Annotated in this window: 27 protein-coding genes and 1 tRNA gene; 8 read left to right on the top strand and 20 right to left on the bottom strand. The window is 68.4% G+C overall.

Annotation, left to right across the window (positions count from 1 at the left end; genetic code table 11):
* Positions 1-115 precede the first annotated feature (115 nt).
* The 4 genes from V5F61_RS06840 to V5F61_RS06825 all read right to left on the bottom strand — a co-directional run bounded on the left by V5F61_RS06840 (position 116) and on the right by V5F61_RS06825 (position 3,502).
* The gene (locus tag V5F61_RS06840; protein ID WP_393987790.1) at positions 116-1,069 is read right to left on the bottom strand and encodes a HEAT repeat domain-containing protein; all 954 of its coding nucleotides are present in this window, start codon (positions 1,067-1,069) and stop codon (positions 116-118) included.
* Between the two features lie 8 nt (positions 1,070-1,077).
* On the bottom strand, positions 1,078-1,311 hold the full coding sequence (locus V5F61_RS06835; protein WP_393987791.1) for a 4Fe-4S dicluster domain-containing protein: 234 nt from the start codon (positions 1,309-1,311) through the stop codon (positions 1,078-1,080).
* Between the two features lie 39 nt (positions 1,312-1,350).
* Positions 1,351-3,090: a fumarate reductase/succinate dehydrogenase flavoprotein subunit gene (locus V5F61_RS06830; RefSeq protein ID WP_393987792.1), complete on the bottom strand. Its 1,740-nt coding sequence runs from the start codon at positions 3,088-3,090 to the stop codon at positions 1,351-1,353.
* Between the two features lie 100 nt (positions 3,091-3,190).
* Positions 3,191-3,502 carry a gamma-butyrobetaine hydroxylase-like domain-containing protein gene (locus V5F61_RS06825; RefSeq protein WP_393987793.1) on the bottom strand — a complete coding sequence of 104 codons (312 nt, stop codon included), beginning with the start codon at positions 3,500-3,502 and terminating at the stop codon, positions 3,191-3,193.
* Between the two features lie 129 nt (positions 3,503-3,631).
* Between V5F61_RS06825 and fdxA the strand changes: the two genes are divergently transcribed.
* Together fdxA and V5F61_RS06815 are read left to right on the top strand one after the other, a co-directional pair.
* Positions 3,632-3,967, top strand: coding sequence for a ferredoxin FdxA (gene fdxA / locus V5F61_RS06820; RefSeq protein WP_393987794.1), 336 nt, complete (start codon positions 3,632-3,634; stop codon positions 3,965-3,967).
* Between the two features lie 24 nt (positions 3,968-3,991).
* Positions 3,992-4,804, top strand: coding sequence for a ferredoxin--NADP reductase (locus V5F61_RS06815; RefSeq protein ID WP_393987795.1), 813 nt, complete (start codon positions 3,992-3,994; stop codon positions 4,802-4,804).
* A 94-nt stretch (positions 4,805-4,898) separates the two neighbouring features.
* Here V5F61_RS06815 and V5F61_RS06810 read toward each other — a convergent pair whose 3' ends face one another.
* From V5F61_RS06810 to V5F61_RS06795, 4 genes are all read right to left on the bottom strand, one after another.
* Positions 4,899-5,195 (bottom strand): PadR family transcriptional regulator, encoded by a 297-nt coding sequence (locus tag V5F61_RS06810; protein WP_393987796.1) that lies wholly within the window; start codon positions 5,193-5,195, stop codon positions 4,899-4,901.
* 27 nt (positions 5,196-5,222) lie between these two features.
* A complete protein-coding gene (locus tag V5F61_RS06805; protein WP_393987797.1) occupies positions 5,223-5,408 on the bottom strand; it encodes a hypothetical protein in 186 nt (61 codons plus the stop codon).
* 68 nt (positions 5,409-5,476) lie between these two features.
* On the bottom strand, positions 5,477-6,124 hold the full coding sequence (locus V5F61_RS06800) for a pyridoxamine 5'-phosphate oxidase family protein (protein WP_393987798.1): 648 nt from the start codon (positions 6,122-6,124) through the stop codon (positions 5,477-5,479).
* Between the two features lie 134 nt (positions 6,125-6,258).
* Positions 6,259-6,603, bottom strand: a complete 345-nt coding sequence (locus V5F61_RS06795; RefSeq protein ID WP_393987799.1) for a carboxymuconolactone decarboxylase family protein — start codon at positions 6,601-6,603, stop codon at positions 6,259-6,261.
* Positions 6,604-6,770: 167 nt separating this feature from the next.
* On the opposite strand from V5F61_RS06795, the gene V5F61_RS06790 reads away from it, so the two are divergent.
* Positions 6,771-7,139 carry an ArsR/SmtB family transcription factor gene (locus V5F61_RS06790; RefSeq protein ID WP_393987800.1) on the top strand — a complete coding sequence of 123 codons (369 nt, stop codon included), beginning with the start codon at positions 6,771-6,773 and terminating at the stop codon, positions 7,137-7,139.
* Here V5F61_RS06790 and V5F61_RS06785 read toward each other — a convergent pair.
* The 4 genes from V5F61_RS06785 to V5F61_RS06770 form a co-directional block, all read right to left on the bottom strand.
* A complete protein-coding gene (locus tag V5F61_RS06785) occupies positions 7,117-9,063 on the bottom strand; it encodes an acyltransferase family protein (RefSeq protein ID WP_393987954.1) in 1,947 nt (648 codons plus the stop codon). The genes V5F61_RS06790 and V5F61_RS06785 overlap by 23 nt on opposite strands.
* 183 nt (positions 9,064-9,246) lie before the next feature.
* Complete coding sequence (locus V5F61_RS06780; protein ID WP_393987801.1) at positions 9,247-10,065, bottom strand: ABC transporter permease; 819 nt, start codon at positions 10,063-10,065, stop codon at positions 9,247-9,249.
* Positions 10,062-10,979, bottom strand: coding sequence for an ABC transporter permease subunit (locus V5F61_RS06775; RefSeq protein ID WP_393987802.1), 918 nt, complete (start codon positions 10,977-10,979; stop codon positions 10,062-10,064). The genes V5F61_RS06780 and V5F61_RS06775 overlap by 4 nt, the downstream gene beginning before the upstream one ends.
* Positions 10,980-10,990: 11 nt before the next feature.
* Complete coding sequence (locus V5F61_RS06770) at positions 10,991-12,157, bottom strand: ABC transporter ATP-binding protein (RefSeq protein ID WP_393987803.1); 1,167 nt, start codon at positions 12,155-12,157, stop codon at positions 10,991-10,993.
* A 291-nt stretch (positions 12,158-12,448) separates the two neighbouring features.
* Here V5F61_RS06770 and V5F61_RS06765 point away from each other — a divergent pair.
* A tRNA-Thr gene (locus V5F61_RS06765) sits at positions 12,449-12,523 on the top strand.
* A 191-nt stretch (positions 12,524-12,714) separates the two neighbouring features.
* Here the strand turns inward: V5F61_RS06765 and V5F61_RS06760 are convergent.
* Entirely contained in the window at positions 12,715-13,572 is an 858-nt protein-coding gene (locus V5F61_RS06760; protein WP_393987804.1) for a LysR family transcriptional regulator, read from the bottom strand.
* 99 nt (positions 13,573-13,671) lie between these two features.
* On the opposite strand from V5F61_RS06760, the gene V5F61_RS06755 reads away from it, so the two are divergent.
* Positions 13,672-14,676 carry a quinone oxidoreductase family protein gene (locus tag V5F61_RS06755; protein ID WP_393987805.1) on the top strand — a complete coding sequence of 335 codons (1,005 nt, stop codon included), beginning with the start codon at positions 13,672-13,674 and terminating at the stop codon, positions 14,674-14,676.
* A gap of 150 nt (positions 14,677-14,826) precedes the next feature.
* Here the strand turns inward: V5F61_RS06755 and V5F61_RS06750 are convergent, their stop codons facing one another.
* The gene (locus V5F61_RS06750) at positions 14,827-15,294 is read right to left on the bottom strand and encodes a hypothetical protein (RefSeq protein ID WP_393987806.1); all 468 of its coding nucleotides are present in this window, start codon (positions 15,292-15,294) and stop codon (positions 14,827-14,829) included.
* Positions 15,295-15,509: 215 nt separating this feature from the next.
* Entirely contained in the window at positions 15,510-16,403 is an 894-nt protein-coding gene (locus tag V5F61_RS06745; protein ID WP_393987807.1) for a LysR family transcriptional regulator, read from the bottom strand.
* Between the two features lie 257 nt (positions 16,404-16,660).
* On the opposite strand from V5F61_RS06745, the gene V5F61_RS06740 reads away from it, so the two are divergent.
* The 3 genes from V5F61_RS06740 to V5F61_RS06730 all read left to right on the top strand — a co-directional run bounded on the left by V5F61_RS06740 (position 16,661) and on the right by V5F61_RS06730 (position 20,013).
* On the top strand, positions 16,661-16,957 hold the full coding sequence (locus V5F61_RS06740; RefSeq protein WP_393987808.1) for a DUF485 domain-containing protein: 297 nt from the start codon (positions 16,661-16,663) through the stop codon (positions 16,955-16,957).
* Positions 16,954-18,450 (top strand): sodium:solute symporter family transporter, encoded by a 1,497-nt coding sequence (locus tag V5F61_RS06735; RefSeq protein WP_393987809.1) that lies wholly within the window; start codon positions 16,954-16,956, stop codon positions 18,448-18,450. The genes V5F61_RS06740 and V5F61_RS06735 overlap by 4 nt, the downstream gene beginning before the upstream one ends.
* Before the next feature lie 81 nt (positions 18,451-18,531).
* Positions 18,532-20,013 (top strand): CoA transferase, encoded by a 1,482-nt coding sequence (locus V5F61_RS06730; protein WP_393987810.1) that lies wholly within the window; start codon positions 18,532-18,534, stop codon positions 20,011-20,013.
* Positions 20,014-20,477: 464 nt separating this feature from the next.
* Here V5F61_RS06730 and V5F61_RS06725 read toward each other — a convergent pair whose 3' ends face one another.
* The 5 genes from V5F61_RS06725 to V5F61_RS06705 all read right to left on the bottom strand — a co-directional run bounded on the left by V5F61_RS06725 (position 20,478) and on the right by V5F61_RS06705 (position 25,543).
* The gene (locus V5F61_RS06725; protein WP_393987811.1) at positions 20,478-20,897 is read right to left on the bottom strand and encodes a F0F1 ATP synthase subunit epsilon; all 420 of its coding nucleotides are present in this window, start codon (positions 20,895-20,897) and stop codon (positions 20,478-20,480) included.
* 170 nt (positions 20,898-21,067) lie between these two features.
* On the bottom strand, positions 21,068-22,504 hold the full coding sequence (gene atpD, locus V5F61_RS06720; protein ID WP_393987812.1) for a F0F1 ATP synthase subunit beta: 1,437 nt from the start codon (positions 22,502-22,504) through the stop codon (positions 21,068-21,070).
* 34 nt (positions 22,505-22,538) lie between these two features.
* The gene (locus V5F61_RS06715; protein WP_393987813.1) at positions 22,539-23,414 is read right to left on the bottom strand and encodes a F0F1 ATP synthase subunit gamma; all 876 of its coding nucleotides are present in this window, start codon (positions 23,412-23,414) and stop codon (positions 22,539-22,541) included.
* Between the two features lie 39 nt (positions 23,415-23,453).
* Complete coding sequence (gene atpA / locus V5F61_RS06710) at positions 23,454-24,983, bottom strand: F0F1 ATP synthase subunit alpha (RefSeq protein ID WP_393987814.1); 1,530 nt, start codon at positions 24,981-24,983, stop codon at positions 23,454-23,456.
* Positions 24,983-25,543 carry a F0F1 ATP synthase subunit delta gene (locus V5F61_RS06705; RefSeq protein WP_393987815.1) on the bottom strand — a complete coding sequence of 187 codons (561 nt, stop codon included), beginning with the start codon at positions 25,541-25,543 and terminating at the stop codon, positions 24,983-24,985. Before V5F61_RS06705 ends, atpA begins: the two co-directional genes overlap by 1 nt.
* Positions 25,544-25,965: the final 422 nt, after the last annotated feature.

Genomic DNA, 25,965 nt, shown 5'->3' with positions numbered 1-25,965 from the left:
CGCCGCGCGGGCCTCACCAAAAGCCAATGAAAAAAGCTCACGGGCCTTCGGCATCGCATCCTGCCGGGCGGCAGGCCGGCGCGCGGGCCGCCGCCGCGCCGGCCTCCATCGAGAACTATTCTATCCGACCGAGCGCCCAGCGCACGTTCTTTCGGACATCGGGGTCGGGGTCATCGACAAAGCGCTCCAGGAAGGGCCGGGCGGCGGGCGCCGCGATCTCGCCCAGGGCGGCGGCCGCCTCCTTGCGCAGGTTGCTGATGCCGTCTTCCAGGCAGCCGGCGATCAGCGGCACAGCCTCCGCCGCCTTGAGCAGGCCGAGGGCGCGCACGATCTTCACCCGCACCTGCCATTCCGGGTCGTCGAAGGCGGCGATCAGCGGCGCCACGGCGCGGGCGAAGCGGCCCTTGCCCAGGATCTCCGCCGCCACCTCGCGCACCGACCAGTCGGCATCGCCGAGCGCGCGGATCAGCGCTTCCGCCGCATGGGCCGAGCGCGAGAAGCCGAGCGCCCCCACCGCCGTGCGGCGCACCTCGGCATGGGCATCGCGCGAGCAGGCGATGAGCGCCGGCAACGTCTCCTCCACCTTCAGGTAGCCGACCACGCCGAGCGCCTCCACCCGCACGCGCGGGTCGGCATCGTCGAGCGCCCGCAGGGCCAGCGGCAGCGCATCCGGCCGGCGCAGCTCCTTGATGCCGCGCAGGGCGCCCGCGCGCACGAACGCGTCCCCGTGGGCGATGAGGGGGAAGATGGGATCGGCCGCCGCCGGGTCCTTCAGCTCGGCGAGGCTGTCGGCGGCGGCGCGGGCGACGCGGTGGTCCTTGTCCACGAGGCCGATCACGAGCATCTCCGCCGTCTCGCGGCCGTCAAACTCGCCGAGGGCGATGGCGGCCTGGAGGCGCACCTCCGGCACCACGTCGCGCAGAGCGGAGCCGATCAGCGCCACCGCCTCCGGCTCGGCCGTATCGGCCAGCTCCATCACCGCCACCCGGCGCACGCCCGGGTCAGCGTCGCGCAGCTTCTCGGCAAGGTCGTCGAGGTCGCTGAACGCCTCGAAGGGCTCGAACGTCATGGCGCGCCTCACTTGAGCAGGTAGGGAATGTTGACGGTGACGGCGCCGGTAGGGCAATCGGCCTCGCAGGGCATGCAGTACCAGCACTCGTCGAACTTCATATAGGCCTTGCCGGTCAGCTCGGAGATGCGCAGCACGTCGAGCGGGCATACGTCGACGCACACGGTGCAGCCCTTGTCGGCGATGCACTTGTCCTCATCGACGACGACCGGCACCGTGGTGGAAGTATTGGCCAAAGGCATGGGGCAGTTCCTTTTCTCGACTTCAGATCACACGGTCGTTCATGCTTTGGCGGTGATGCGCTGCTTGTAGTAGGCGTCCTTCTCGTCGTCGGAGATGGGGACGATGTAGGGCTGGATCGCGCGCTTCTCGCAGCCCATGGAGCCGTCTTCCTGCTTGCCCAGCAGGACATGGCACTTCCAGTCCGCGTCGTTGTGCTCGGGGTAATCGGTGCGCCAGTGGTAAAGGCCCCAGCGGCTCTCGGTGCGGTAGAGCGAGGCGCAGGCGGCCATGTCCGCGCAGTCGAGGATGGAGGAGACCTCCATGGCACGCATCAGCTCGTGGGCGTCGCGGGCCATCATGGCCCCCTCCATGTCCGCGCGCACCTCGGCGAAGCGCTGCTGCGCCAGCTCGTATTTCTTGGTCACCTTCGGCGGCTGCAGGTAATCGTTCACGAGGCGCCGCACCTTGTACTCGATCTGGTTGGGCGGAATGCCATCCTCGCGCCGGGTGGGCGCCAGCACGCGCTCCTGCTCGGCCAGCACGTCGGCGCGGTCGTAGGCGTCGAGATCCACGTCCTTGCAGAAGTCGATGGCGTCTTCGCCGGCGATGGCGCCGTTGGTGAAGGCGCCCAGCATGTAATTGTGCGGCACGCTCGCCATGTCGCCGGCGGCGTAGAGGCCGGGCACCGTGGTGCGGGCGAACTCGTCCACGAATACGCCGGAAGCCGAGTGGCCCGAGCAGAAGCCGATCTCCGAGATGTGCATCTCGATCATGGTTTCCGAATAGCGGGTGCCGCGCTGCTCATGGAACCGCCCGCGCGAGGGACGCTCCACCGTGTGCAGGATCTGCTCGATGTGGTCGGCGGTCTCCTTTTTGAGGTGGTTGAGGCGCAGGAACACCGGCCCGTTGCCCGACTGCAGCTCCTTGTAGAACTCCTGCATCATCTGGCCGGACCAGTAATCGCACTCGATGAAGCGCTCACCGTTGGCATTGGCGGTGTATCCGCCGAACGGGCCGGCCACATAGGCGCAGGCGGGGCCGTTGTAATCCTTGATGAGTGGATTGATCTGGAAGCATTCGAGATTCGCGAGCTTGGCCCCGGCGTGATACGCCATGGCATAGCCCTCGCCGGAATTGGCGGCGTTCTCATAAGTTCCGAACAGATAGCCGGAGGTGGGCAGGCCCAGCCGGCCGGCGGCGCCCATGCTCATGATGACGGTCTTGGCGCGCACCACCAGGAACTCGGCGGTACGGGTATTCACCGCGACCGCGCCGGCGATGCGGCCCGACTTCCCGGTGAGGAGGCGGGTGGCCATGTAGCGGTTGGAAATGAGGATGCGGGCGCGGCGGAGCTGGCGGTAGAGCGCCTTCTTCACCGTCTCGCCATTGGGCATGGGCAGCACGTAGGTGCCCATGTGGTGCACCTTCTTGACGTCGTAGTCGCCGTTCTCGTCCTTCTGGAAGCGGATGCCGAAGCGGTCCAGCTCCTGGATCATCTCGAAGCAGTTCTCGGCATATTTCAGCACCGCCGCCTGGTCGACGATACCGTCGTTGGCGATGGTGATTTCCTTCGTATACTGCTCAGGCGTCGAGTGACCGGGAATAACCGCGTTGTTGAGCCCGTCCATGCCCATGGAGATGGCGCCGGAACGCTTCACATTGGCCTTTTCCAGCAGCACCACCTTGGCATCGGGGTTCTTCATCTTGGCCTTGTAGGCCGCCATGGGGCCGGCGGTGCCGCCGCCGATGACCAGCACATCGCAGTCGATTTCCGAAAGTCCGGCCGTGATCTCGTCCACGCGAGCCTCCTTCAAGTCCGTGTCGGGGGGAAATTGAACCGTTCCAGGCTCACGTGTCGGTCAAGGAATTGCATTGGCCCGCGGAAGAGGAGCTTCCCCTTCACTGCCAATGTTCTTGCGCCATCTCCCTCAGCAGCGCCCAGGGGTAGATGCCGCGGTCGTGCCCGTCAGAGAAGGAGAGGTTGAGGCCGTAGCCGCCGAGCAGGCTCACGCCGGTCACGGTGATGTCGGAGCGCACCGGCGCATCGAGCCCGATGACGCGCAGGCGCTTCGCCCCGGCGGACTGGGAGCGGGCCCGCAGCTCGGGGGCGCCGAGCGCCTCCACCGCGCCGTCCTCCCACACGAGGGTGAGGCGGCGCTTGTCCGCGGAAAGGCGGATCTCCACCGGGGGGTTGGGATTGGGCGTGGTCATGGAAGGGACTCCTCACAGGGTCGATGAAGATCACCACCCCCGCGCGGCCGCCCGATAGCAACAACTTGACAGACCCCGCCCCCGCTTGGGCCTAAGCGAAGGCCATCCTCATCTTTTCAGGACGCGATCATGGCCTTCGTCGTCACCGAGAACTGCATCCGCTGCAAATACACCGACTGCGTGGAGGTCTGCCCGGTGGACTGCTTCCACGAGGGCGAGAACATGCTCGTCATCAATCCGGAAGAGTGCATTGACTGCGGCGTGTGCGAGCCGGAATGCCCGGCCGACGCCATCATCGCCGACAGCGCGGACGGCGCGGAGCCCTGGCTGGAGATCAACCGCAGATATGCGGCGCTCTGGCCCGCCATCGCCGAGCGCATCGAGCCCCTCGACGACGCCGAGGACTGGAACGGCCGCCCGGACAAGCTGCCCCTCCTGAGCGACAAGGCCGCCGAGGCCCGCTGACCCCTCCCGCCAACGGACACAGCCATGACCCTGCCCCTCTCCGCCGAAGACCTCACCAAGAAAGCCCCGGACGGCATCTTCATCGAGACCGTCACCAGCGTGACCCATTACACGGACCGCCTGTTCCGCTTCCGCACCACGCGGCCTTCGAGCTTCCGCTTCCGCTCCGGCGAGTTCGCCATGATCGGCCTGCTGGCGCAGGGCAAGCCGCTCTACCGCGCCTATTCCATCGCCAGCCCCGCCTGGGCCGAAGAACTGGAATTCTTCTCCATCAAGGTGCCGGACGGGCCGCTGACCTCCCGCCTGCAGATGGTCCGCCCCGGAGACGGCATCCTGATGCGCAAGAAGGCCACCGGCACGCTGGTGCTGGACGCCCTCACCCCCGGCCGGCGGCTGTACATGTTCTCCACCGGCACCGGCATCGCCCCGTTCGCGAGCCTCATCCGCGAGCCCGAAACCTACGAGAAGTTCGACGAGGTCATCCTCACCCACACCTGCCGCGAGGTGGCGGAGCTGAAATACGGCTTCGACATCGTCGAGGAGGCGCTGTCCGATCCGCTGGTGGGCGAATACGCCGCCGGCAAGCTGCGCCATTACGCCAGCGTGACGCGCGAGGACTATGCCCGCACCGGCCGCATCACCGACCTCATGGGCAGCGGTAAGCTCTTCGCCGATCTCGGCGTGCCGCCCCTAGACCCCGCGGTGGACCGGGGCATGATCTGCGGCTCCATGGCCATGCTGCGCGACACCCGCGACCTGCTGCTCGCCGCCGGCTTCACCGAGGGCGCGAACGCCGCGCCCGGCGCCTTCGTCACGGAACGCGCCTTCGCCGAGTGAACGGGGCCAAATGGACGACGCCACGTGAACACGGCGAAGCGTGCCGCGAGGGTCGCGTCCCGCCGGGGCGCGGCCCTTTTTCGCCTCGGGCCTCTCAATCCTCCGGCAGCATCTCGCGGAACAGCCCGCGCACCTTGCGCCGCGCGAGGTCCAGCGCCTCGCGCCCCATGGGGGTGGCGCTGCAGAGCCGGCGGACGGGGCGCTCCGTGCGGGCGGTGAGGTCGCCCCTGCGCTCCATAGTATGCAGCATGGGATAGAGCGTGCCAGGGCTGAGGTGGTAGCCGTGGCGCGCCAGCTCCGCGATCATCCACCGCCGGTAGACCTCGCCCTCCACCGCATGGTGCAGAATGTGCAGCCGGACGAGACCGGACAGAAGCTCCTGATGCTCCACCCGCGCGCCAGGGGCGCCGCCGCCCCGCTACAGAAGGTCCAGCACCCGGCCACGGCCATCGACCGCCCGCACCCGGCAGCCGGGATTGACCCGCGCAACCGTGCGCATGGCATTGGTGATGTTCTCCGGCAGATTCTCCACCGTCATCACCGTGCTCCAATTGCCGGTCCGGCTCTGGAACTGGACCTGCACCTGTTCGAACGCCCCGGCCATGCCGTGCCCCGTAATATCCGGTCATATAGACGACCAGCGCCTGCCGACATGCAAGCGCCGCCCGTCCCTCAGCCGATCTTGAACGCGCGCACCTCGGGCGGCATCTCCACGCCCGGCAGGTTCCTGGGGTCGGGCACCGGCGGGTCCACCACCGTGCGCACCGGCACCACCCCGGCCCAGACAGGAAAGTCATAATCCTCCGCCTCGTCCTCCGGCTGGCCGGTGCGCACCTTGGCGGAGGCCTCGGTGATGGGCAAAGAGAGCACGGTGGTGGCCTTCAGCTCCTTGTCCTTCACCGGGCGCAGGCGGTCCCACTGGCCGGGGATGAGGCCGTCCACGAAGCGCTGGAGCTGGGCTCTCTTCTCCTCCGGATCGGTGACCATCTCGGCCTGTCCGAAGATCATCACCGAACGGTGGTTGATGTTGTAATTGTAGGCCGAGCGGGCGAGCACGAGGCCGTCGATCAGCGAGACGGTGACGCATACCTCCTGCCCCGCCGTGGCGCGGATCATGCGGCTCGCCGCCGAGCCGTGCCAATAGATGCGGTCGCCGTCGCGCCACTGCAGGGTGGGCGTCACCACCGGCCGGCCCTCGTGCACATAGGCCACGCTGCACACCGGCATGGCGTCGAGGATGGCGTGGATGGTCTGCGGCGCATAATCGGCCAGGTGGTGGTAGCGCTTGACGCGGGTGCGTTCGCTCGGGGCGTCGGACATGGGGTAACTCGCCTCCTCGGCAAAGACGGCGCATGAAGCGGCCTCGGATACCTCATAGCAAAGGCCCATGAGCTTGGCTCATGGGCCTTTCGTCACTTGCGGAACTGGCGCGCGCCGGCGCTGGAAAACGCCGCTCAGTCGGCGCTGAACTGGTCGAAGGCGCGCAGGGCGTCGGCGGCGTACATCAGCGCCGGGCCGCCGCCCATGTACACGCACATGGAGAGCATCTCGGCCACCTCGGTGCGGGTCGCGCCCAGATCCTTCAGGGCCTTGGTGTGGAAGCCGATGCAGCCGTCGCAGCGCTGGGTGACGCCGATGGCGAGGGCGATGAGCTCCTTGGTCTTCTTGTCGAGCGCGCCCTCGGCGCTGGCGGCCTTGGCGAGGCTGTAGAAGCCCGCCATCGCATCCGGCGTTTCCTTCCGCAGCTCGGCGGTGTAACGCGAGATATCGGCAATCAGCGCCTTGTAGTCCTTGCTCATCGGCGACCCCTTCATATTATGATTTTCTAATATCATCATATTATGATGCGTCAATGCCTACCTCTTCGCGCGGACCGAGGACGGCGGGCAAGAGGGGGGAGACAAGGGCGGGGAAGCACGGTGCCCCGGCGATGAGCACAGCCGGGGCGGCAGATGACGGAGGCGGCATGACCAGGGGCGCGGAAACCGGCGACGGCCGGAGGGACACCGCCGGAGACGACGGCCCCCGCACCTTCGCGGACGACCGCTCGGAGGCGGCCGCGCAGTTTCTCAGCGGCCTCGCCAATCCGCGCCGCCTGCGCATCCTGTGCCAGCTCACCGCGGGGGAGAAGAGCGTCTCGGAGCTTTCGGACGCCACCGGCATCTCCCAGACCTCCATGTCCCAGCACCTGGCGAAGCTGAAGAGCGAAGGCATCGTCACCTTCCGGCGCGAGCACCGGCGGCTCTATTATTCCATCTGCAACCCGGTGGTGACCCAGGTGATGGCCGCCATCTACGCCAACTTCTGCGCCCTCAACGGGGACGATCCGCGCTGACGGCGGGCAGGAGCCCCTCCAGTGCGGCGCCGATATCGTTCCGCAGGGCGAGGGAACCGGTCACGTTCAGGTGGCCGCCGTCGGTCATGGCCACCTTGCCGTCCACCAGCGGGCGGCAGGCGACGGCATCGCAGAAGCGCAGGCGCGGCAGCACGACGCGCACCAGCGGGTTTGCGGCCATGGCCGCGAAGGCGCCCTCCACCCGGCGGGGGCCCGCCTCGGCCTCCGCCGCCGGCAGGCCGCAGCCCTCGTCATCCTGCCCCATGAACCGCCGCCGGGCGACGCAATGCCCGCCGCCACTCGCGAAGGCCACCGCCGGCGCCACCAGCACCACGCCCCGGCCCGTGGCCGTGATCTCCCCCACCACCGCGGCGAGGGAGGCGAGGTCGTCGTCGAGCCGCCCCTCGGCGCCCCAATTGCCGCCGATCACCACGATGCGGATGGCGGGATCATCCAGGATCGACTTCAGCGAGGCGCCGCGGAAGGCGTTGCAGACGCCGCCCTCCTTGGTGCGCGGCGCGTTCGCCGCGTCCTCGGGCCGGCGCGGCGCGCAGCCGGCCTTGGTCACCTGCACGAGGCCGAAGCCCATCTGGCGCGCCAGCTCGTCCAGGGCCGGGCCGTGGTGGTTGGCAAGGGAATCGCCCCATAGCGCGATCTGCGGCGCGCCCGCCGCCGGATCACCGAAGCGGCAGCCGGCCGGCGGCACGGTCTGGTTGGGGCCGAGCAGGCATGCCTTGGTGCCGCGCCACACGTCGGCCACCGCCCTCTCCGCCTCCAGCGCCCGCGCCGGGGCGCGGGCGGGCAGGCCCTGGGCCAGCACCAGCACGAAGCCCGTCGCCACCAGCACCGCCAGCACGCCCAGCCCGAGCGCGATGCTCCTCAGCTCTGTGCGCAGGGTGGTGAAGCCGGCGCGGCGGAACGGATTCTCCACGAAGCGCCACGAGAGCGTGGCCAGCGCCACCGCCGCCGCCACCGCGCCCGCCACCTGCACCGGCGAGAGATGGGGCCCGTTCTGGAGGCGCAGGAACACCAGGATGGGCCAGTGCCACAGGTAGAGCGAATAGGAGATGAGCCCCACGAAGGCCAGCGGCGCCAGCGCTAGCACCCGCCCGGCGGCGGTGACGCGGCCTTCCGCCCCCGCCCACAGCACGAACAGCGCGCCCAGCGTGGGCACCAGCGCGCTCGCGCCGGGAAACACCGTGTGGCGGTCGAACAGCGCCACCGCGGCGAGGATCATGACGACGCCGGCTGCGGCGAGGATCTCCGCCACCAGGGGCCGCCTGAGGCGCGGCAGCAGGCCGAGGGCCAGCGTCGCGCCCAGAAGCAGTTCCCAGGCCCGCCCGGCGAAATTGTAGAAGGCCGGGCCCGGCCGCAGCACCGCATTGCGGGTGGCGAGGAACAGGGAGGCGGCGATGAGGGCATACACCACCACCGGCCGCAGCCGCTTCAGCCGCGGATGGGCGAGCCCCGCCAGCAGCAGCGGCCAGAACAGGTAGAACTGCTCCTCAATGGAGAGCGACCAGGTGTGCAGCAGCGGCTGCTCCTCGGCCACCGGGCCGAAATAGGAGGCCACCGAGAGAAAATAACGGTTGGCGAGGAAGGTGGAGGCCGCCTTCAGCTGCTCCCCGTAGCCGATGAGCAGGGCCGGCGGCAGCAACACCAGCGCCACCAGCGTGGTCGCGAGCGCCATGGCCACATAGGCGGGCAGGATGCGCCGCACGCGCCGGTCATAGAAGCGGGCGAGGCTGAAGCCGCCCTTGTCGAGCTCCGCCGCGATCACCGAGGTGATGAGATAGCCGGAAATGACGAAGAAGACGTCCACGCCCACATAGCCGCCGGGGGCGAGGACCGGATTCGCGTGGAACAACACGACGGGAATCACCGCCAGCGCGCGAAGGCCGCTGATGTCCGCACGATATCTCATCAAGGAGGTCCAGATCCGTCCCCAGGGCCATCCGCCCCGGCCTGGGGCCCGGACGCCGCTCCGGTGCGGCCCGCCACCTGCCACGGAAACAGGCGCGGGCGCGCCGCGCCGGAGAAAGGCGAGCTTATGGCAAAGAGCACCCCGCCCGATCAAGCCGGGCGGGAAGGCGGCTGGCGAAGCGGATCAGCCCTGCATGGCCGCCCGCTCCTCGGCCTGGCGCAGGTTCTCCGCCCGCTTGGTGACGAGCGAGGCGATGATAACCACCACCGTGACAATGGCGATGAGGATGGTGCAGACGGCGTTGATCTCCGGCGTCACGCCAAGGCGCACCTGGGAATAGATGCGCATGGGCAGGGTGGTGGCGCCGGGCCCGGTCGTGAAGCTCGCGATCACGAGGTCGTCGAGGGAGAGGGTGAAGGCCAGCATGAAGCCGGAGACCACCGCCGGCAGGATCAGCGGCAGGGTGATGGCGAAGAAGGTCTTCATCGGCGGGCAGCCGAGATCGAGCGCCGCCTCCTCCAGGGTCCGGTCGAAGGTGACGAGGCGCGATTGCACCACCACCGCCACGAAGCACATGGTGAAGGTGATGTGCGCCAGCAGCACCGTCCAGAAGCCGCGATCGAAGTCCACCGCCACGAACAACAGCAGCAGCGAGAGGCCTGTGATGACCTCGGGCATGACCAGGGGCGCGTAGATCATGCCCGAGAACAGGGTGCGCCCGGCAAAGCGCCCGTAGCGGGTGAGCGCCAGCGCCGCCATGGTGCCGAGCACGGTGGAGACCAGCGAGGAGAAGAAGGCGATGCGCAGCGTGACCCACGCGGCATCGATGAGCTGCTCGTTCTCCAGCAGCGCCCAGTACCACTGGGTGGAGAAGCCCGCCCACACGGTGACGAGGCGCGAGGCGTTGAAGGAGTAGATGACCAAGAGCAGGATGGGGATGTAGAGGAACGCGAAGCCCAGGGCGATGGACGTCACGTTGAACCAGGTGAGGCCCTTCTTCATTTTCCGGCCTCCAGCTCGCGCTGCTGGATGTTCTGGTAGATGACGATGGGCACCACCAGCACCAGCAGCAGCAGCACCGCCACCGCCGAGGAGACGGTCCACGAGCGGTTCACGGTGAACTCGGTCCACAGCGACTTGCCGATCATCATCGTGTCGGAGCCGCCGAGCAGGTCGGGGATCACGAACTCGCCCACCGCCGGAATGAAGCAGAGCAGCGCGCCCGCCGCCACGCCCGGAAGCGAGAGCGGGAAGGTGATGGTCCAGAACGCCTTGGTGGGCGGGCAGCCGAGGTCGGCGGCGGCCTCCAGCAGCGTCAGGTCGAGCTTTTCCAACGCCGAGTAGAGCGGCAGCACCATGAACGGCAGGTAGGAATAGACGATGCCGATATAGACCGCGGTGTCGGTGTTGAGGATCTCCAGCGGCGTGTCGATGAGCCCCAGCGCCATCAGGCCCTGGTTCAGCAGCCCCTCGGGCGAGAGGATGCCGATCCAGGCGTAGACGCGGATCAGGAACGAGGTCCAGAACGGCAGGATCACCAGCATCAGCAGCGTGGGCTGCATGGAGCGCGGCGCGCGCGCCATGCCGTAGGCGATGGGGTAGCCCACCAGCAGCAGCAGCACCGTGGAGATGGAGGCGATGACCAGCGAGGAGCCGTAGGCCTGGATGAACTCGTTCGAAAAATCGAGCACATACAGGTAGTTGTCGAGGGAGAGCTGGGACAGGAACGCGGTGAAGCCGGCCCAGCCCTGCGAGAGATCCAGCAGCGGCGTGTAGGGCGGCTGCGCCACCGCATCCTGCGACAGCGAGATCTTGAACACGATGAGGAACGGCGCCAGGAACAGCGCCAGGAGCCACAGATAGGGCACCGCGAGCACCAGATACCGCCCGCGCCCCTTCTCGCCCGCCATCGCCATGGACGCCTCCTTTAGCGGGTGAGCACGACGCCGGCATGGGGCGCGAACGTCACCCACACCTTGTCGTCCCAGGTGATGGGCCGCTGCACCATGCGCGAGAGGTTCGGCTGCGAGACCTTGATGCGCTGCCCGCAGGCGAGCTCCACATGGTAGATGGAGAGATCGCCGAGGTAGCCGATGTCCCAGATCTCGCCCTCGAAGCAGTTCTCCGAGGTGTCGGCGGGCGGCTCCAGGGAGATGCGCAGCTTCTCCGGGCGGATGGCGATGCAAGCCTCGTCGCCCGGCTTCACATCCGCCCCCTGCGTCACGTGCAGCGGATGGGGCGTGATGGGCGAGGACAGGCGCAGCTCCTCGGCGGAGGCGGAGAGGACCTTGCCCTCCACCAGGTTCACCTCGCCGATGAAATCCGCCACATAGCGGGTGGCGGGCTGCTCATAGATCTCCGCCGGCGGGGCCACCTGCATCAGCACGCCGTGGTTCATCACGGCGATGCGGTCGGCCACGGTCATGGCCTCTTCCTGGTCGTGGGTGACGATCAGGAAGGTCATGCCCAGGTCCATCTGCAGGTCCATGAGCTCGAACTGGGTTTCCTCGCGCAGCTTCTTGTCGAGCGCGCCGAGCGGCTCGTCGAGCAGCAGCACCTTGGGGCGCTTGGCCAGCGAGCGGGCGAGCGCAACCCGCTGGCGCTGGCCGCCGGAGAGCTGGTGCGGCTTCCGCTTGGCGAACTTCTCGAGCTTGGTGAGCTTGAGCATCTCCTCGACGCGGGCCGCGATGTCGGCCTTCGGCATCTTGTCCTGCTTCAGGCCGAAGGCGATGTTGTCCATCACGTTCATGTGCGGGAACAGCGCGTAGGACTGGAACATCATGTTCACGGGCCGCCGGTAGGGCGGAATGCCGGAGATGTCCTCTCCCGCAAGCGTGAGGCGCCCTTCGGTCGGCTCCTCGAAGCCCGCCAGCATGCGCATCAAGGTGGTCTTGCCGCAGCCGGAAGGACCGAGGAGGGCGAAGAACTCGCGCTCGTAGATGTCGAGGCTGACATTGTCGACGGCTGTGAAATCGCCGAATCGCTTCACGATGTTCTCGAAGCGGATCAGCGGCTTTCTTTCGGGGTCGGCCCAGGGCTGGAAAGTCCGCCGGACGGCACCGATGGTTTGATTGCGCGGCTTTTCCGCAGCCATACTGTCCCCCGCAATGGCCTCTCCCACCGAAGGCTACAGAGGGACGCGGAAACGCTCAAGCGGTGAGCACGCGCAAAAAAGCAGCTTGCACCGCGCAACCGGCAGGCATGGCGCCCGTGCGCGGACGAGCCTGTTTATAACTCCCCCTTTCCTGCATGGCGCGGGAAAAGATGCCGAAATGCCCTTGCACACCCCGACCCCATGTGGCAGATGAAGCCGCCTGACGACGAACAATGTTTCGTCGCTGTTCGAGGCGGGGCTGACATTTCCTCATCTCCCTTCGAACCGGACGCTGCGGTAGCTCAGTGGTAGAGCACTCCCTTGGTAAGGGAGAGGTCGAGAGTTCAATCCTCTCTCGCAGCACCAGCAAATTCAACGCTTCCTGAAATCGAACGGAAACAGCGCGGTGCAGCGCGAAAACACCGCGGGCTGCGGTTGCCCGACTAATCGTCGATTCCGGGACGCTGGGAGCTGTGGCCGCCGGCGTGGGGCGCGGCCCGATCCCGCCCACCGCGATGGAAAGCCCGCGACCGACAAGCGGTTCGGCCCCGCCCCTTTCAGTCCGGCTTCAGTTCGCGACACATGGCAATGATGTGGTCCATCACCGCCCGCACCCGCGCCGCGCGCCGCAGGTCGGGGTGCACCAGCAGCCACAGCTCGCGTTCCACTCCGCCATCGTCGACGACGCAGACGAGATCCCCCGCCGCGCGCGCCAGAACATGGGGCATCGCCGCAAGCCCCATCCCCGAGCGCGCCGCCGAAATGAGGCTGGAAAGGTCGTTGCTCATGAAGACGATGGGCCGCCCCCGTGCGAGGGCCTCCAGCCAGGCCTGCTGGGGCGAGCCGGCCAGCTCCTCGTCATAGCCCAGGAAGGCGCGCTCCGCCTCGGGGGTCGCCTCCACATAGGCGCGCGCGCCATAAAGGCCATAGGCGAGGCGGCCGAGGCGGCGCGCCACCAGCCCCTTCTCTTGCGGGCGCGACAGGCGCAGGGCAAGATCCGCCTCATGACGGGAGAGGTGCGCGGGCGCCGCCGTCCCCGAGACGTCCAATTCCAATCCGGGATGCCGCGCCAGGAGCGGCGCGAGCCGCGGCACCAGCCAATGGCTGGCCAGCGCGGGCGGGGCGCTGATGCGCACCCGCCCCGCGATCGCCGCCCCCACGCCACTGGCGAGACGTTCCACCCCGTGCACCGCCTGCTCGACGGCGCTGGCGCGCTCCAGAAGCCGCTCTCCCTCGGGGGTGAGGGCATAGCCGCGCGGCAGCCGGTCGAACAGTTTCAGCGAAAGGGCCGTCTCCAGCCCCGTGATGCGGCGTGCGACGGTCGAGTGGTCGGCGCCGAGGCGGCGCGCCACCTCGGAAAGGCTCCCGCAGCGGGCAAGCGCAACGAAGAAGCGCAGGTCGTCCCAGTCCAGCATGCCTCGTCCGCGCAAAAATCCCCAGATACTGTGCTTATATTCCGAATTCCCGCACATGGGGAGCATGCCTAGGGTCGCCGTACTCACAGGAGGCACCCCATGACGTTCCACGCCGCCACACGGCCCGAAACCACCTTCGCCATCACACTCACCGCCGCCGGCGGCATCGACGGCTTGCGCGCGGCCACCCCCGCCCTCGTCGCCCCCGGCGCCGGGGAAGTGCGCATCCGCCATACGGCAATCGGCGTCAATTTCGTGGACATCTACCATCGCACCGGCCTCTACCCTGTCGGCGCCCTGCCGGCGGTGCTGGGGGTGGAGGGGGCCGGCGTGGTGGAGGCGATTGGCCCCGGCGTCACCACCTTCACGGCAGGCGCGCGGGTGGCCTATGCGGGCCTCCCCGCGGGCGGATACGCCCTGGAGCGCAACATTCCCGCCACCCGCCTCGTCGCCATTCCCGACGGCATCGACGATCGCACCGCCGCCGCGGCCATGCTGCGGGGCGTGACCGCGCACATGCTGCTGCGCCACGTTTTCCCCGTGGGCGCCGAAACGACGCTCCTGGTGCACGCGGCGGCCGGCGGGCTCGGCCTCATCCTGACCGCCTGGGCCAGGCGGCTGGGCGCGCGGGTGATCGGCACGGCCGGCTCCCCCGCCAAGGCCGACCTCGCGCGCGCCCGCGGCGCCGACCACGTCATTCTCTACAAGGAGCAGGATTTCGCCGAAGAGGTCCTGCGCCTGACCGGCGGCCGCGGGGTGGACGCGGCCTTCGACGGCATCGGCGGGCAAACCCTGCTGCGCACGCTCGACGCGGTGCGGCCCTTCGGGACGGTCGCCAGCATCGGCCAGGCGTGCGGCACACTGCCCGAGATTCCCCTTGCGGCGCTCGGGCCGCGCCGTTCGCTGGCGCTCAGCCGGCCGAGCGTGTTCGCCTACGCCAATGACGTCGCGGCCTACCGCCAGGCGGCATCGGAGCTGTTCGCTGAAATCGCGCGCGGGCTTCCCGTCACCATCGGCGCTGAATTGCCCCTCGCCCATGCCGCAGAGGCGCATGCCCTGCTGGAGCGCGGCGAGACGGTGGGGTCGCTGCTGTTGATTCCCTGAGGGCGCGATGCCGCAAAGGCTGCTCGCCCCGGGCCGGAATGTGAGGGGAAGGGAAACCCGCCACCTCACATTCCCGCGGCGCCCGGCCTCCGGGCGAGGCGTGAGAGCGGTCCCGCCGACCGCCGGAACGCTCCCCCGCCGGCGCACGCCTCAGCGGCGGCTCGCGGCCACGCATTCCTTCACGCGCGCCCACGCGGCGGCCGATTTCGCGCCGAGGTTGACCTTCTCCCGATCCTCGGTTCCGCCCAGGAAGAATGCGTAGCTGCCGCGCAGCATGATTTCCTCGACCGCATTCGCGGAAAGAGGGGTGAACCACAGGCGCACGCCATTGGCCTCAGCCGTGACGGTCCAGCTGCTGCCGGCGGATTCGATGATCGATTCCCGGTACTTGCCCTTTCGCCCGGCGGCCGAGACGCTCACATAAGGCTGTCCGCTGGTGCGCATCGCCACGATGTCCTCCCGGCCGCCGGCCTTGCGCGTGGCACGGCAGTTGATGAGGCCGTCCGCCTCGGGCGTCTGGGTGAAAACCCAGTTGTCGAAGCCCTGGCCGAAGACCTTCGCACCCTGCGCGGCCGCCGCCGAAGCCAGCCCGAGGGTGAACGCAACCGCGATCGTCAATGTCCGGATCATACCCCCGGCCCCTGGTCGGCGGCGCCTGAATTGGCCATCCCTCGCCGCCCGCGCGGAAGATAGGGGTGCGAAGACCGCTCCGCCAAGCCGCCTTCCCCCGGCGAGGTCATTCCGGGCCGTCTATTTCTGACCGCGACCGGCAATCGCGACGCGCCATCCGGGGCCGTCCCTGCGCGACTGCGCGCCGTGGGCGCGGCATGGCGCTATTCGCCAGCCTCCGCCATCCCAGCCAGGGCCGGCGCCTCCATGGCCTCGAGGAATGCAGAGAGCGCCGGCGAGACATAGACCTGCGCGCGGCGGATGAAGAGGGTCTCCACCCGCGCCTCCTCACGGGGCAGGCGCAGCACCCGGAAGGGGTGCGCACCGCCGTGGGCCTTCAGCAGGTCGAGGGGCAGCAGGGTCACCCCCATGCCGGCGGAGACGCAGGCGAGGATGGCATCGAGGCTGCCATATTCCAGCGTGCGCGCCACCGCGATGCCGCGCCGCGCCAGCAGCTGCTCCAGCCGCTGGCGGTAGGAGCAACCCCGGCGGAACACATAGATGTTGGCGTGCCCCCGCTCGGCGATGAGGTCGAGGGAAGCCACATCCGGCCCCGCCACTACGGCCAGCTCCTCCAGGAAGGCGCTGCGCGCGACGAGGCGCGGGTGCGCCAGCGGCCCGCACACATAGGCGCCCTCCAGTTCCTGGCGCAGCACCTGCTCCACCAGCTCGGCGGTGGTGCCGGTGCGCAGGGTGAGATCCACCTCCGGGCAGCGGCGCGAGAAGGTCACGAGCCGGTCGCTGAGACGCAGCGCCATGGTGGTCTCCATGGCGCCGATCAGCAGCGGGCCGCCGGGAACATCGGATGCGGCCACCGCGCGCCGCGCCTCCCCCAGCAGGCGGCCCACCTCAGAGGCGAACGGCAGCAGCCGCTCCCCGGCACCGGTGAGCTTCACCCCGCGCGAGTGCCGCTCGAACAGGATGACCCCGAGATCCGCCTCCAGCTTCTTGATGCGGTTCGTCACGTTGGACTGGGCAGTGTTGAGCCGGGCCGCCGCCCCGCCGATGGAGGCCTCGCGGCTCACCGCGAGGAAGAAATCCAGATCCGCGCTGTTCATGGTTCCGCACCGTTGCAGGAGAGGCGCGCCAGCGGCGCACACTGCCGGACCCGCCACGCGCCGGAGCACGGGCACGGCCATCTCATTTTCAGATGGTTGAGATCAGATCAAACCATTTCAAGAATGTCAAACACGCCATTAGCCTCGAAAGTCATCAGGTTCATTCCTGCTCAAAATTGAGGCGACCAGGGCCGGAGACCACTCCCAACCCCGGCGCCCAGCCGGCGGAAATCCGCCATCCAGAAGGGAAAAACCACATGACCTCATCGACCAGACGGCAGCGCCGCGACGATGGCGCGGGGCTCGGCCTCGGCGCCACCGCCATCCTCGCCCTCGCCTACCTCGCCTTCACCGCGCTCGCAGCCTTCGCCCCGGCGCTGCTGGCGGCGCCCGTCACGCCCGGCGGGGCCATCACCTGGGCCTTCGTCGCCGGGCTTGGCGTCATCGCCCTCGGCTTCGCGCTCACCGTCGGCTATGCGGTGGCGGCGAACCGCCGCGAGCGCGCCCTGTTCGAAGCGCGGGACGCCCGCCCGGCGGAAGGGGTGGCGCGATGAACACCGTCGCCATCGCCTGCTTCCTCGCCATCGTGCTGCTGTCCCTCGCCATCACCTGGTGGGCGGCCCGCAACACCAAGGGCACCAACGACTTCTACGCCGCCGGCGGCAATGTCACGAGCCTGCAGAACGGCCTCGCGCTCGCCGGCGACGCGCTCTCCGCCGGCGCCTTCCTGGGGCTCACGGGCCTCATCTTCACCGGCGGCTTCGACGGTTACATCTATGCCATCGGCTACTCCACCGGCATGCCCATCGTGGTGTTCCTGCTGGCGGAACGGCTGCGGCGGCTCGGCAAGTTCACCTTCTCGGACGTGGTAAGCCTGAATCTCGACGAGACGCCCATGCGCATCTTCGGGGCGGTCGCGTCCCTGGTGGTGATCGCCTTCTACCTCATTGCCCAGATCGTCGGCGCCGGCGCGCTCATCGAGCTGCTGTTCGGCATCGGCTTCAAGGCGGCGGTGGCGCTCGTGGGGGCGCTGATGATCTGCTACGTCATGTTCGGCGGCATGATGGCCACCACCTGGGTGCAGATCGTGAAGGCCTGCCTGATGCTGGCGGGCGGCGCGCTCATCGCCTTCCTGGTGCTGCAGCGCTTCGGCTTCGATCTCTCCGCCATCCTGAAGGGCGCCGCCGCCGCGCACCCGAAGGGCGAAGCCATCCTCGCCCCCGCATCCGCGGCACGCGCGCCGTTCTCGGCGCTCTCCCTGGCGCTGGCGCTCATGTTCGGCACCGCCGGCCTGCCGCACATCCTCATGCGCTTCTTCACGGTGCCCGATGCCCGCGCGGCGCGGAATTCCGTGGTGTGGGGCACCGCCTTCATATCCACCTTCTATGCCGCCACCGCCGTGTTCGGCTTCGGCGCCATCCTCATCCTCTCCGGCGAGGCCACCGCGCTGGGCGCCGACGGCAAGGTTATCGGCGGCGTCAACATGGTGGCCATCCACCTTTCCCGCATCCTGGGCGGCAACGTGATGCTGGGCCTGGTCTCGGCAGTGGCCTTCGCCACCATCCTCGCCGTGGTGGCGGGGCTCACGCTGGCCGGCGCCTCCTCCGTCAGCCACGACCTTTATGCGCGGGTGGTGCTGAAGGGGCACGTGGACGACCGGCAGGAGCTGCGCATCTCCCGCATCGCCACCGTGGTGCTGGGGCTGGTGGCCATTGCCCTCGGCATCGCGTTCGAGGGGCAGAATGTCGCCTACATGATCTCCCTGGCCTTCGCCATCGCCTGCTCGTCCACCTTCCCGGTGCTGCTGCTGTCCATCTACTGGCGGGGGCTCACCACCCGCGGCGCCATCGCCGGCGGCAGCGTGGGGCTGGTGGCGGCGCTGGCGCTCACCGTGCTCGGCCCTTCCATGTGGGTGAAGGTGTTCGGCTTCGCCACGCCGGTGGTCGCGCTCGATCCGCCCACCCTGATCTCCATGCCGCTGGCCTTCCTCACCTGCTGGCTCGTCTCCCGCGCCGGGCGCCCCGCGGCCCTGCCGGCAGCCGCCTGACCGCGCTCGCCAGGCCAGCTTCCCACACTCGCGCGCGGACGGCCGCCGCCCGCGCCGTACCCCACCGAAGGCAAGAGAATCATGACCGAAGACCGCCGCACCGCCTCCAACGCCTTTCACGAACTCATGGCCATCCGTGCCGGCGCGCCCCTCCCCGACGACGAGGTGACGCTGACCGGTGCCGATCCCTTCTTCCGCACGCCGTTCCGTATCGGCGAGGTCTCGGCCGCGGTTCTGGCTGCCCGCGGCGTCGCCGCCAACGACCTGTGGGAGCTGCGCACCGGCCGGCGCCAGAAGATCGCCGTCGACGCCCGCGCCGCTGCCGCCACCTCCCTCTCGGGGGGCGAGGAAACGCTGCTCAAGGGGGATGACGGTGGCTACCACCCCATTCCCGCCTCCCCCGCCATGAAGCACATGGTGGCGCTCACCCAGCCGTGGCCCACCGCCGACGGCGGCCATGTGCTGCCCCACACCAACCTGCCCCACCTTGAGCGGCGGGTGCTCGACGTGCTCGCCAGCGAAAGCTCGGTCGAAGGCGTGAAGGACGCCGTGGGCCGCTGGAAGGCCGATGCGCTGGAGGACGCCCTCGCCCGCGCCCGGGCCTGCGGCGGCAAGGTGCGCACGCCGCAGGAATGGCTCGCCCATCCCCACGGCGCCTATCTCGCCGCCCGGCCGGTGGTGGAGATCACAAAGGTGGCGGAGGGCGAGCCGGAGCCGCTGCCGGAGGGCGACGCGCCCATGGCCGGGCTGCGCGTACTCGATCTCACGCGCATTCTCGCCGGCCCCACCGCCGGCCTCAGCCTTGCCGAGCACGGCGCCGACGTGCTGATGGTGACGGCGCCCGAGCTGCCCCAGGTGCCCGCCTTCGTGCGCGACACCAGCCACGGCAAGCGCAGCTCCTTCCTCAACTTCAATCGCCCGGAGGAGGCGGCCCGCCTGCGCGAGCTCGTCCGCGCCGCCGACGTGTTCATCGACGGCTATCGCCCGCAGCGGCTCGCCGCCCACGGGTTCGGCGCTGAGCAGCTGATGGCGCTCCGGCCCGGCCTGGTCCACGTTTCCGTCAACTGCTTCGGCTCGGGCGGGCCCTTCGGCGCACGGGCGGGGTGGGACCAGGTGGCCCAGGCCGTCACCGGCATCTGCCACACCCAGGGAGAGGCTATCGGCTCCGGCGCGCCGGAGCTGACCCCGGTGTTCATGTGCGATTTCCTCACCGGCTTTCTCGGCGCGTTCGGTGCCATGCTCGCCCTCGCCCGCCGCGCGCGGGAAGGCGGCAGCTACCGGGTGCAGGTCTCCCTCTGCCAGTCCGCCATGCTGCTTCAGCGCGAGGGTCTGGTCCGGGACTTCGAGGCCGCCCCCGGCCGCCTGACGGCGGAGGAGTTCGAGGCACTTTCCGTCCGTGTCGACGGCACCTGCTATGGCGACCTGAAAACGCTTGCCCCCGTCCTGCGCATGTCGCAGACGCCGTGCCGCTGGCTTCGCGCCACCCCGCGCCTGGGCAGCGACCGGCCGGAGTGGCTGCCGCGCGGGGGCGCCTCCACAACCGGCTTGCGCGCCGCCGGCTGACAAAGGCACATCCGCGGCCACACCACGCCGACCTGGCCGTTAGCTGCGGCTAGGTCGCGCTTGTTTACGCAAAGCGCAGTCGGTTTCGCCGGAAGAACGCACTGTGCTGCCTGCTACCGACGCGTCTTTCCCCCGACCATCGGACATGCGCTCCGCCCCTTGCCCCTGCGCCTCGCCCCAAGCCGGCGCGAGCAGGTCCCTGCTGGGGGGCCGCTCCTCTGAACGCGCCCGGGCAATGCCCCGCGCTGCGGTTCCCTGCGGCCGCGACTTGCAGAACGATCGCCCGTTCACGCCGCGCGAACAGACGCGTTCACCTGCGAACCCCGGGGCGCCATTGCATCGCGGTCCGCGCCCCCCGCGGACGTCACCGCGAGGCGCCGACCGCCTCGGGACGGCTCCTTTTTCCTTCACGCAAAAAGGCCGGGCACAAAGCCCGGCCTTTTTCATAGCCTCACGGACTGAAATCAGTGCGCCGCGGCTCCAAAGCCGCGCTCAAGAGCATCGGCCACCTGCTCCAGGTCCGCCAGATGACGCTCGGCACGCTGGCGCGCGTCGTCACTCTTGGCGTCGGAAACGTCTTCCTTCGCGTCCTGGATCTGCTGGCGCAGGGTGGCGGGGTCGATCTCCTCCACCGGCTTCGCCTCTTCCGCGAGAACGGTGAGGCCGGCCAGATTCACCTCGGCAAAGCCTCCGCGCACGAAAAAGCGCTTCGGCGCACCCTCTCCTTTGATGGTGAGGATGCCCGGCTTCAGCGTGCCGATATAGGGCGCATGGCCCGCAAGCACGCCGAACTCGCCTTCGGCGCCCGGCACGATCACCTCGCTCACGGCGCCGGAGAACACCAGCCGCTCGGGCGAAACCAGTTCAAACGATAAGCTCGCCATCTTCGTCTCCGGTTCCCTTGTCTCCGCCGCATCCGCGCCGGAGGGGCTCATGAGCCCGCGCCTTCCGTAGAAAAGGCGCGGGATGCGCCCTGAAGCCGCGCCCGGCTTCTCGTCATACAAGTCGCGGTCACCCGCGTTTTGCGCGGATGACCATCGTCAGCGAATACCGATCACGCCGCCTCGGCGGCCAGCTTCTTGCCCTTCTCGATCGCCTCTTCCATGGAACCCACCATGTAGAAGGCCTGCTCGGGCAGGTAGTCGTACTTGCCTTCCACCAGGCCCTTGAAGCCGGCGATGGTGTCCTTCAGGTCCACCAGCTTGCCGGGCGAACCGGTGAACACTTCCGCAACGTGGAAGGGCTGGGACAGGAAGCGCTCGATCTTGCGGGCGCGCGCCACCGTCAGCTTGTCCTCTTCAGACAGCTCGTCCATGCCAAGGATGGCGATGATGTCCTGGAGCGCCTTGTAGCGCTGCAGGGTCTGCTGCACCTGGCGGGCGGTGTTGTAGTGCTCCTCGCCGAGGATGGCGGGGGACAGCATGCGCGAGGTGGAGTCCAGCGGGTCCACCGCCGGATAGATGCCCTTCTCCGCGATGGAACGCGAGAGCACGGTGGTCGCGTCCAGATGGGTGAAGGAGGCGGCCGGCGCCGGGTCGGTCAGATCGTCGGCGGGCACGTAGATGGCCTGCACCGAGGTGATCGAGCCCTTGGTGGTGGTCGTGATGCGCTCCTGCAGGGCGCCCATGTCGGTGGCCAGCGTCGGCTGGTAGCCCACCGCCGACGGAATACGGCCGAGAAGGGCCGACACCTCGGAACCCGCCTGAGTGAAGCGGAAGATGTTGTCCACGAAGAACAGCACGTCCTGCCCCTGGTCGCGGAAGTGCTCGGCGACGGTGAGGCCGGTGAGCGCGACGCGGGCGCGGGCGCCCGGAGGCTCGTTCATCTGGCCATACACCAGCGCGCACTTGGAGCCGGCCGCGGAGCCGCCATGCTCCTTGGGGTCCTTGTTCACGTTGGACTCGATCATCTCGTGGTAAAGGTCGTTGCCCTCGCGGGTCCGCTCACCCACGCCGGCGAACACGGAATAGCCGCCGTGCGCCTTCGCCACGTTGTTGATGAGCTCCATGATGAGCACGGTCTTGCCCACGCCGGCGCCGCCAAACAGGCCGATCTTGCCGCCCTTGGCGTAGGGCGCGAGCAGATCCACCACCTTGATGCCGGTGACCAGGATCTCCGCCTCGGTCGCCTGCTCGGCGTAGGACGGCGCCGGCTGGTGAATGCCGCGCTTCTGCTCGAAGGAGATGGGACCGACCTCGTCCACCGGCTCGCCGATGACGTTCATGATGCGGCCCAGGGTGCCGTCACCGACGGGCACCTGGATCGGCTCGCCGCTGTCTTCCACGACGGCGCCGCGCACGAGACCCTCGGTAGCGTCCATGGCGATGGCACGCACGGTGTTCTCGCCGAGATGCTGCGCCACCTCGAGAACCAGGCGGTTGCCCTGGTTGGTGGTCTCCAGCGCGTTGAGGATCGCCGGCAGGTGGTCGTCGAACTGCACGTCCACGACGGCGCCGATGACCTGGGTGATGCGTCCGACCTTTTTCGCCATTTTCGTCGTCCTTCGTATCTTCGGTCGCGAGGCGTCAGACGGCCTCGGCGCCAGAGATGATCTCGATGAGTTCCTTCGTGATCATGGCCTGGCGGGTGCGGTTGTAGGTGAGCGTCTGCTTCTTGATCATGTCGCCCGCATTGCGGGTGGCGTTGTCCATGGCGCTCATCTGCGCGCCGTAGAAGGACGCCTGATTCTCCAGCAGCGCGCGGAAGATCTGCACGGCGATATTGCGCGGCAGGAGGTCCGCGAGGATCTCCTCTTCCGTCGGCTCGTATTCATAGACCGGCCCCGCATCGCTGGTGTCGCGCTCGGGGAAGGTCGCGGGGATGAGCTGCTGGGCGGTCGGCACCTGCTGGATCACGCTCTTGAAATTCGAATAAAAGAGCGTGCAGACGTCGAACGCACCGTCATCGAGCAGGCCAAGCACCTTGGCCGCGATCCCGTGCGCCTCCTTGAAGCCGATGGTGCGCACGGCGCGCAGGTCCACCACCTCGAGGATGCGATCGGGATAGACGCGGCGCAGCTGCTCGGCGCCCTTGCGGCCGACACAGAGGATCTTGACCTCTTTGCCTTCCGCGATCAGCGCCTGTGCCCTTTCGCGCGCCAGGCGCACGATGGAGCTGTTGAAGGCGCCGCACAGGCCGCGCTCCCCGGTGCAGACCAGGAGCAGATGCGTCTCGTTCCGGCCGGTGCCGGCGAGCAGCACCGGCGCCTGGGAATTGCCGACGATGCCGACGGCAAGATTGCCCAGCACCGTTTCCATGCGCTCGGCATAGGGCCGGGCCGCTTCCGCCGCCTGCTGGGCGCGACGCAGCTTCGCCGCGGCGACCATCTGCATCGCCTTGGTGATCTTCTGCGTCGCCTTCACAGAGGCGATGCGGTTTCTAAGGTCCTTCAGACTCGCCATCGCGCCCGTCCGTCAGGTTCGAGGAACAGGGAGCGCCGCTCAGGCGAAGCTCTTGGCGAAGGCGTCGAGGGCCTTCGTCAGCTTCTCGGCGGTATCCTTGGACAGCTCCTTGGAGGTGCGGATGGCCTCGAGGATCTCGGGATTCTGCGAGCGCAGCGCCAGCAGCAGCCCCTGCTCGAACTCACGCACCTTCGAGACCGGCAGCGGATCCAGGTAGCCGTTGGTGCCGGCGAAGATCACCGCCACCTGCTCCTCGACCTTGAGGGGCGAGAACTGGCTCTGCTTGAGCAGCTCGGTGAGGCGGGCGCCGCGGTTCAGCAGCTTCTGGGTGGAGGCGTCAAGGTCCGAGCCGAACTGCGCGAAGGCCGCGAGCTCGCGGTACTGGGCCAACTCACCCTTGATCTTGCCCGCCACCTGCTTCATCGCCTTGATCTGGGCCGAGGAGCCCACGCGCGACACCGACAGGCCAACGTTCACCGCCGGGCGGATGCCCTGGTAGAACAGGTCGGACTCGAGGAAGATCTGACCGTCGGTGATGGAAATCACGTTGGTCGGGATGTAGGCCGACACGTCGTTGGCCTGAGTCTCGATGACCGGGAGGGCGGTGAGCGAACCGGCGCCGTTGGCGTCGTTCAGCTTGGCCGCGCGCTCCAGCAGGCGGGAGTGCAGGTAGAACACGTCGCCGGGATAAGCCTCACGGCCGGGCGGACGGCGCAGCAGCAGCGACATCTGGCGGTAGGCCACGGCCTGCTTGGACAGATCGTCGTGGATGATGAGCGCGTGCATGCCGTTGTCACGGAAGAACTCGCCCATGGCGGTGCCGGTGAACGGCGCCAGGAACTGCATGGGAGCCGCGTCGGAGGCGGTGGCGGCGACGACGATCGAATACTCGAGCGCGCCCTGCTCCTCCAGCACCTTCACGAACTGAGCGACGGTGGAGCGCTTCTGACCCACCGCGACATAGACGCAGTAGAGCTTGGCCTTCTCGTCGTTGCCCTGGTTGATGGGCTTCTGGTTCAGGATCGAATCGAGCGCGACGGCGGTCTTGCCGGTCTGGCGGTCGCCGATGATGAGCTCGCGCTGGCCGCGGCCGATCGGGATCAGGGCGTCGATGGCCTTGAGACCGGTCTGCATGGGCTCATGCACGGACTTGCGCGGAATGATGCCCGGAGCCTTCACGTCGACGCGGCGACGCTCGGTGTACTCGATGGGGCCCTTGCCGTCGATCGGGTTGCCGAGGGCGTCCACGACGCGCCCGAGCAGGCCCTTGCCGACGGGAGCGTCCACGATGGCGCCGGTGCGCTTGACGGTCTGGCCTTCCTTGATCTCGCGGTCGGAACCGAAGATCACGATGCCGACGTTGTCGAGCTCGAGGTTCAGCGCCATGCCGCGCGTGCCGTTCTCGAACTCGACCATCTCGCCCGCCTGGACGTTGTCGAGGCCGTAGACGCGGGCGATGCCGTCGCCGACGGAGAGAACCTGCCCGACCTCGGACACCTCGGCTTCCTGGCCGAAGTTCTGGATCTGCTCCTTGAGGATGGCAGAAATTTCAGCGGCTCGAATGTCCATCAGCGGACCTCTTTCATCGCATGCCGGATAGAATTGAGTTTGGTCTTCAGCGAAGCATCGACCATGCGGGAGCCGAGCTTCACGATGAGACCACCGAGGATGGACGGGTCGACGGTGACGTCGAGCTGCACGTCCTTGCCGGTCTTGCTGGCCAGCGCTTCCTTCAGCTCCGCGAGATGCGCGTCGCTCAGGGGCTGCGCCACCGTCACCTGGGCCGTGGTCTCGCCGCGCTTGGCGGCCACCAGGGCGCCGAAGTCGGCGATCATCTGCGGGAGCGCGAACAGGCGGCGATTCTGCGCCACCAGCTTCACGAAGTTACCCGCGAGACCGCTGATCTCGGCCCTTTCCAGAATCGCGGTGATAGCGGAAAGCTGCACATCGGCCGTGAAGACAGGACTCTTCACCAGCCGCGCCAGATCCGCACTTTCGGCAATGAGGGCCGACAGGCGATCGAGATCCGCTTTCACGGAATCAATGGCGCCGGCTTCATCCGCCAGTTCGAACAGCGCGGTCGCGTAGCGCCCCGCCATGCCTGACACGATCGTATCCGCCACCCGCACCTCTCTCGGATTTGCAGCCGCCCCCCGGGCACGCTCGCCCCGGCTATGACCCAAACCCTTGATCTGTTGGGAATATTATGATGTGACCCCGCCAGCGGGCGAAACCCCACCCTCGAAATCCCGGGTTGCCTAACACAGGCCGATCTGGGCGGCAACATGACCGAAGGATGGCACCTAGGCCGCATTGCCGCACCGGGAGCATCTCATTGCCGTCGCGGGGGTACCGCGGGCTGTGGCAACGGGCGCTCGCAGGCGCCATGCCCTTGCGTAAAAGCAGCGCCCGGCACCGCCGGAAGCCGCATGATTGCAGGAAAAGCCCAAAGGCGGCTCAGAACCCGCAAGGTCGCACGCGTCACAACCGTTGCATGAATGCAGCGGCCGGGGATTTAAGAAAACGCCCCCGCGCAAAGATTGAGCGGAGG

This window comes from Xanthobacter sediminis, assembly GCF_043195015.1.
In the GTDB taxonomy this organism is placed as follows: Bacteria; Pseudomonadota; Alphaproteobacteria; order Rhizobiales; family Xanthobacteraceae; genus Xanthobacter.
This window is presented reverse-complemented; position numbering and strand designations above follow the sequence as displayed.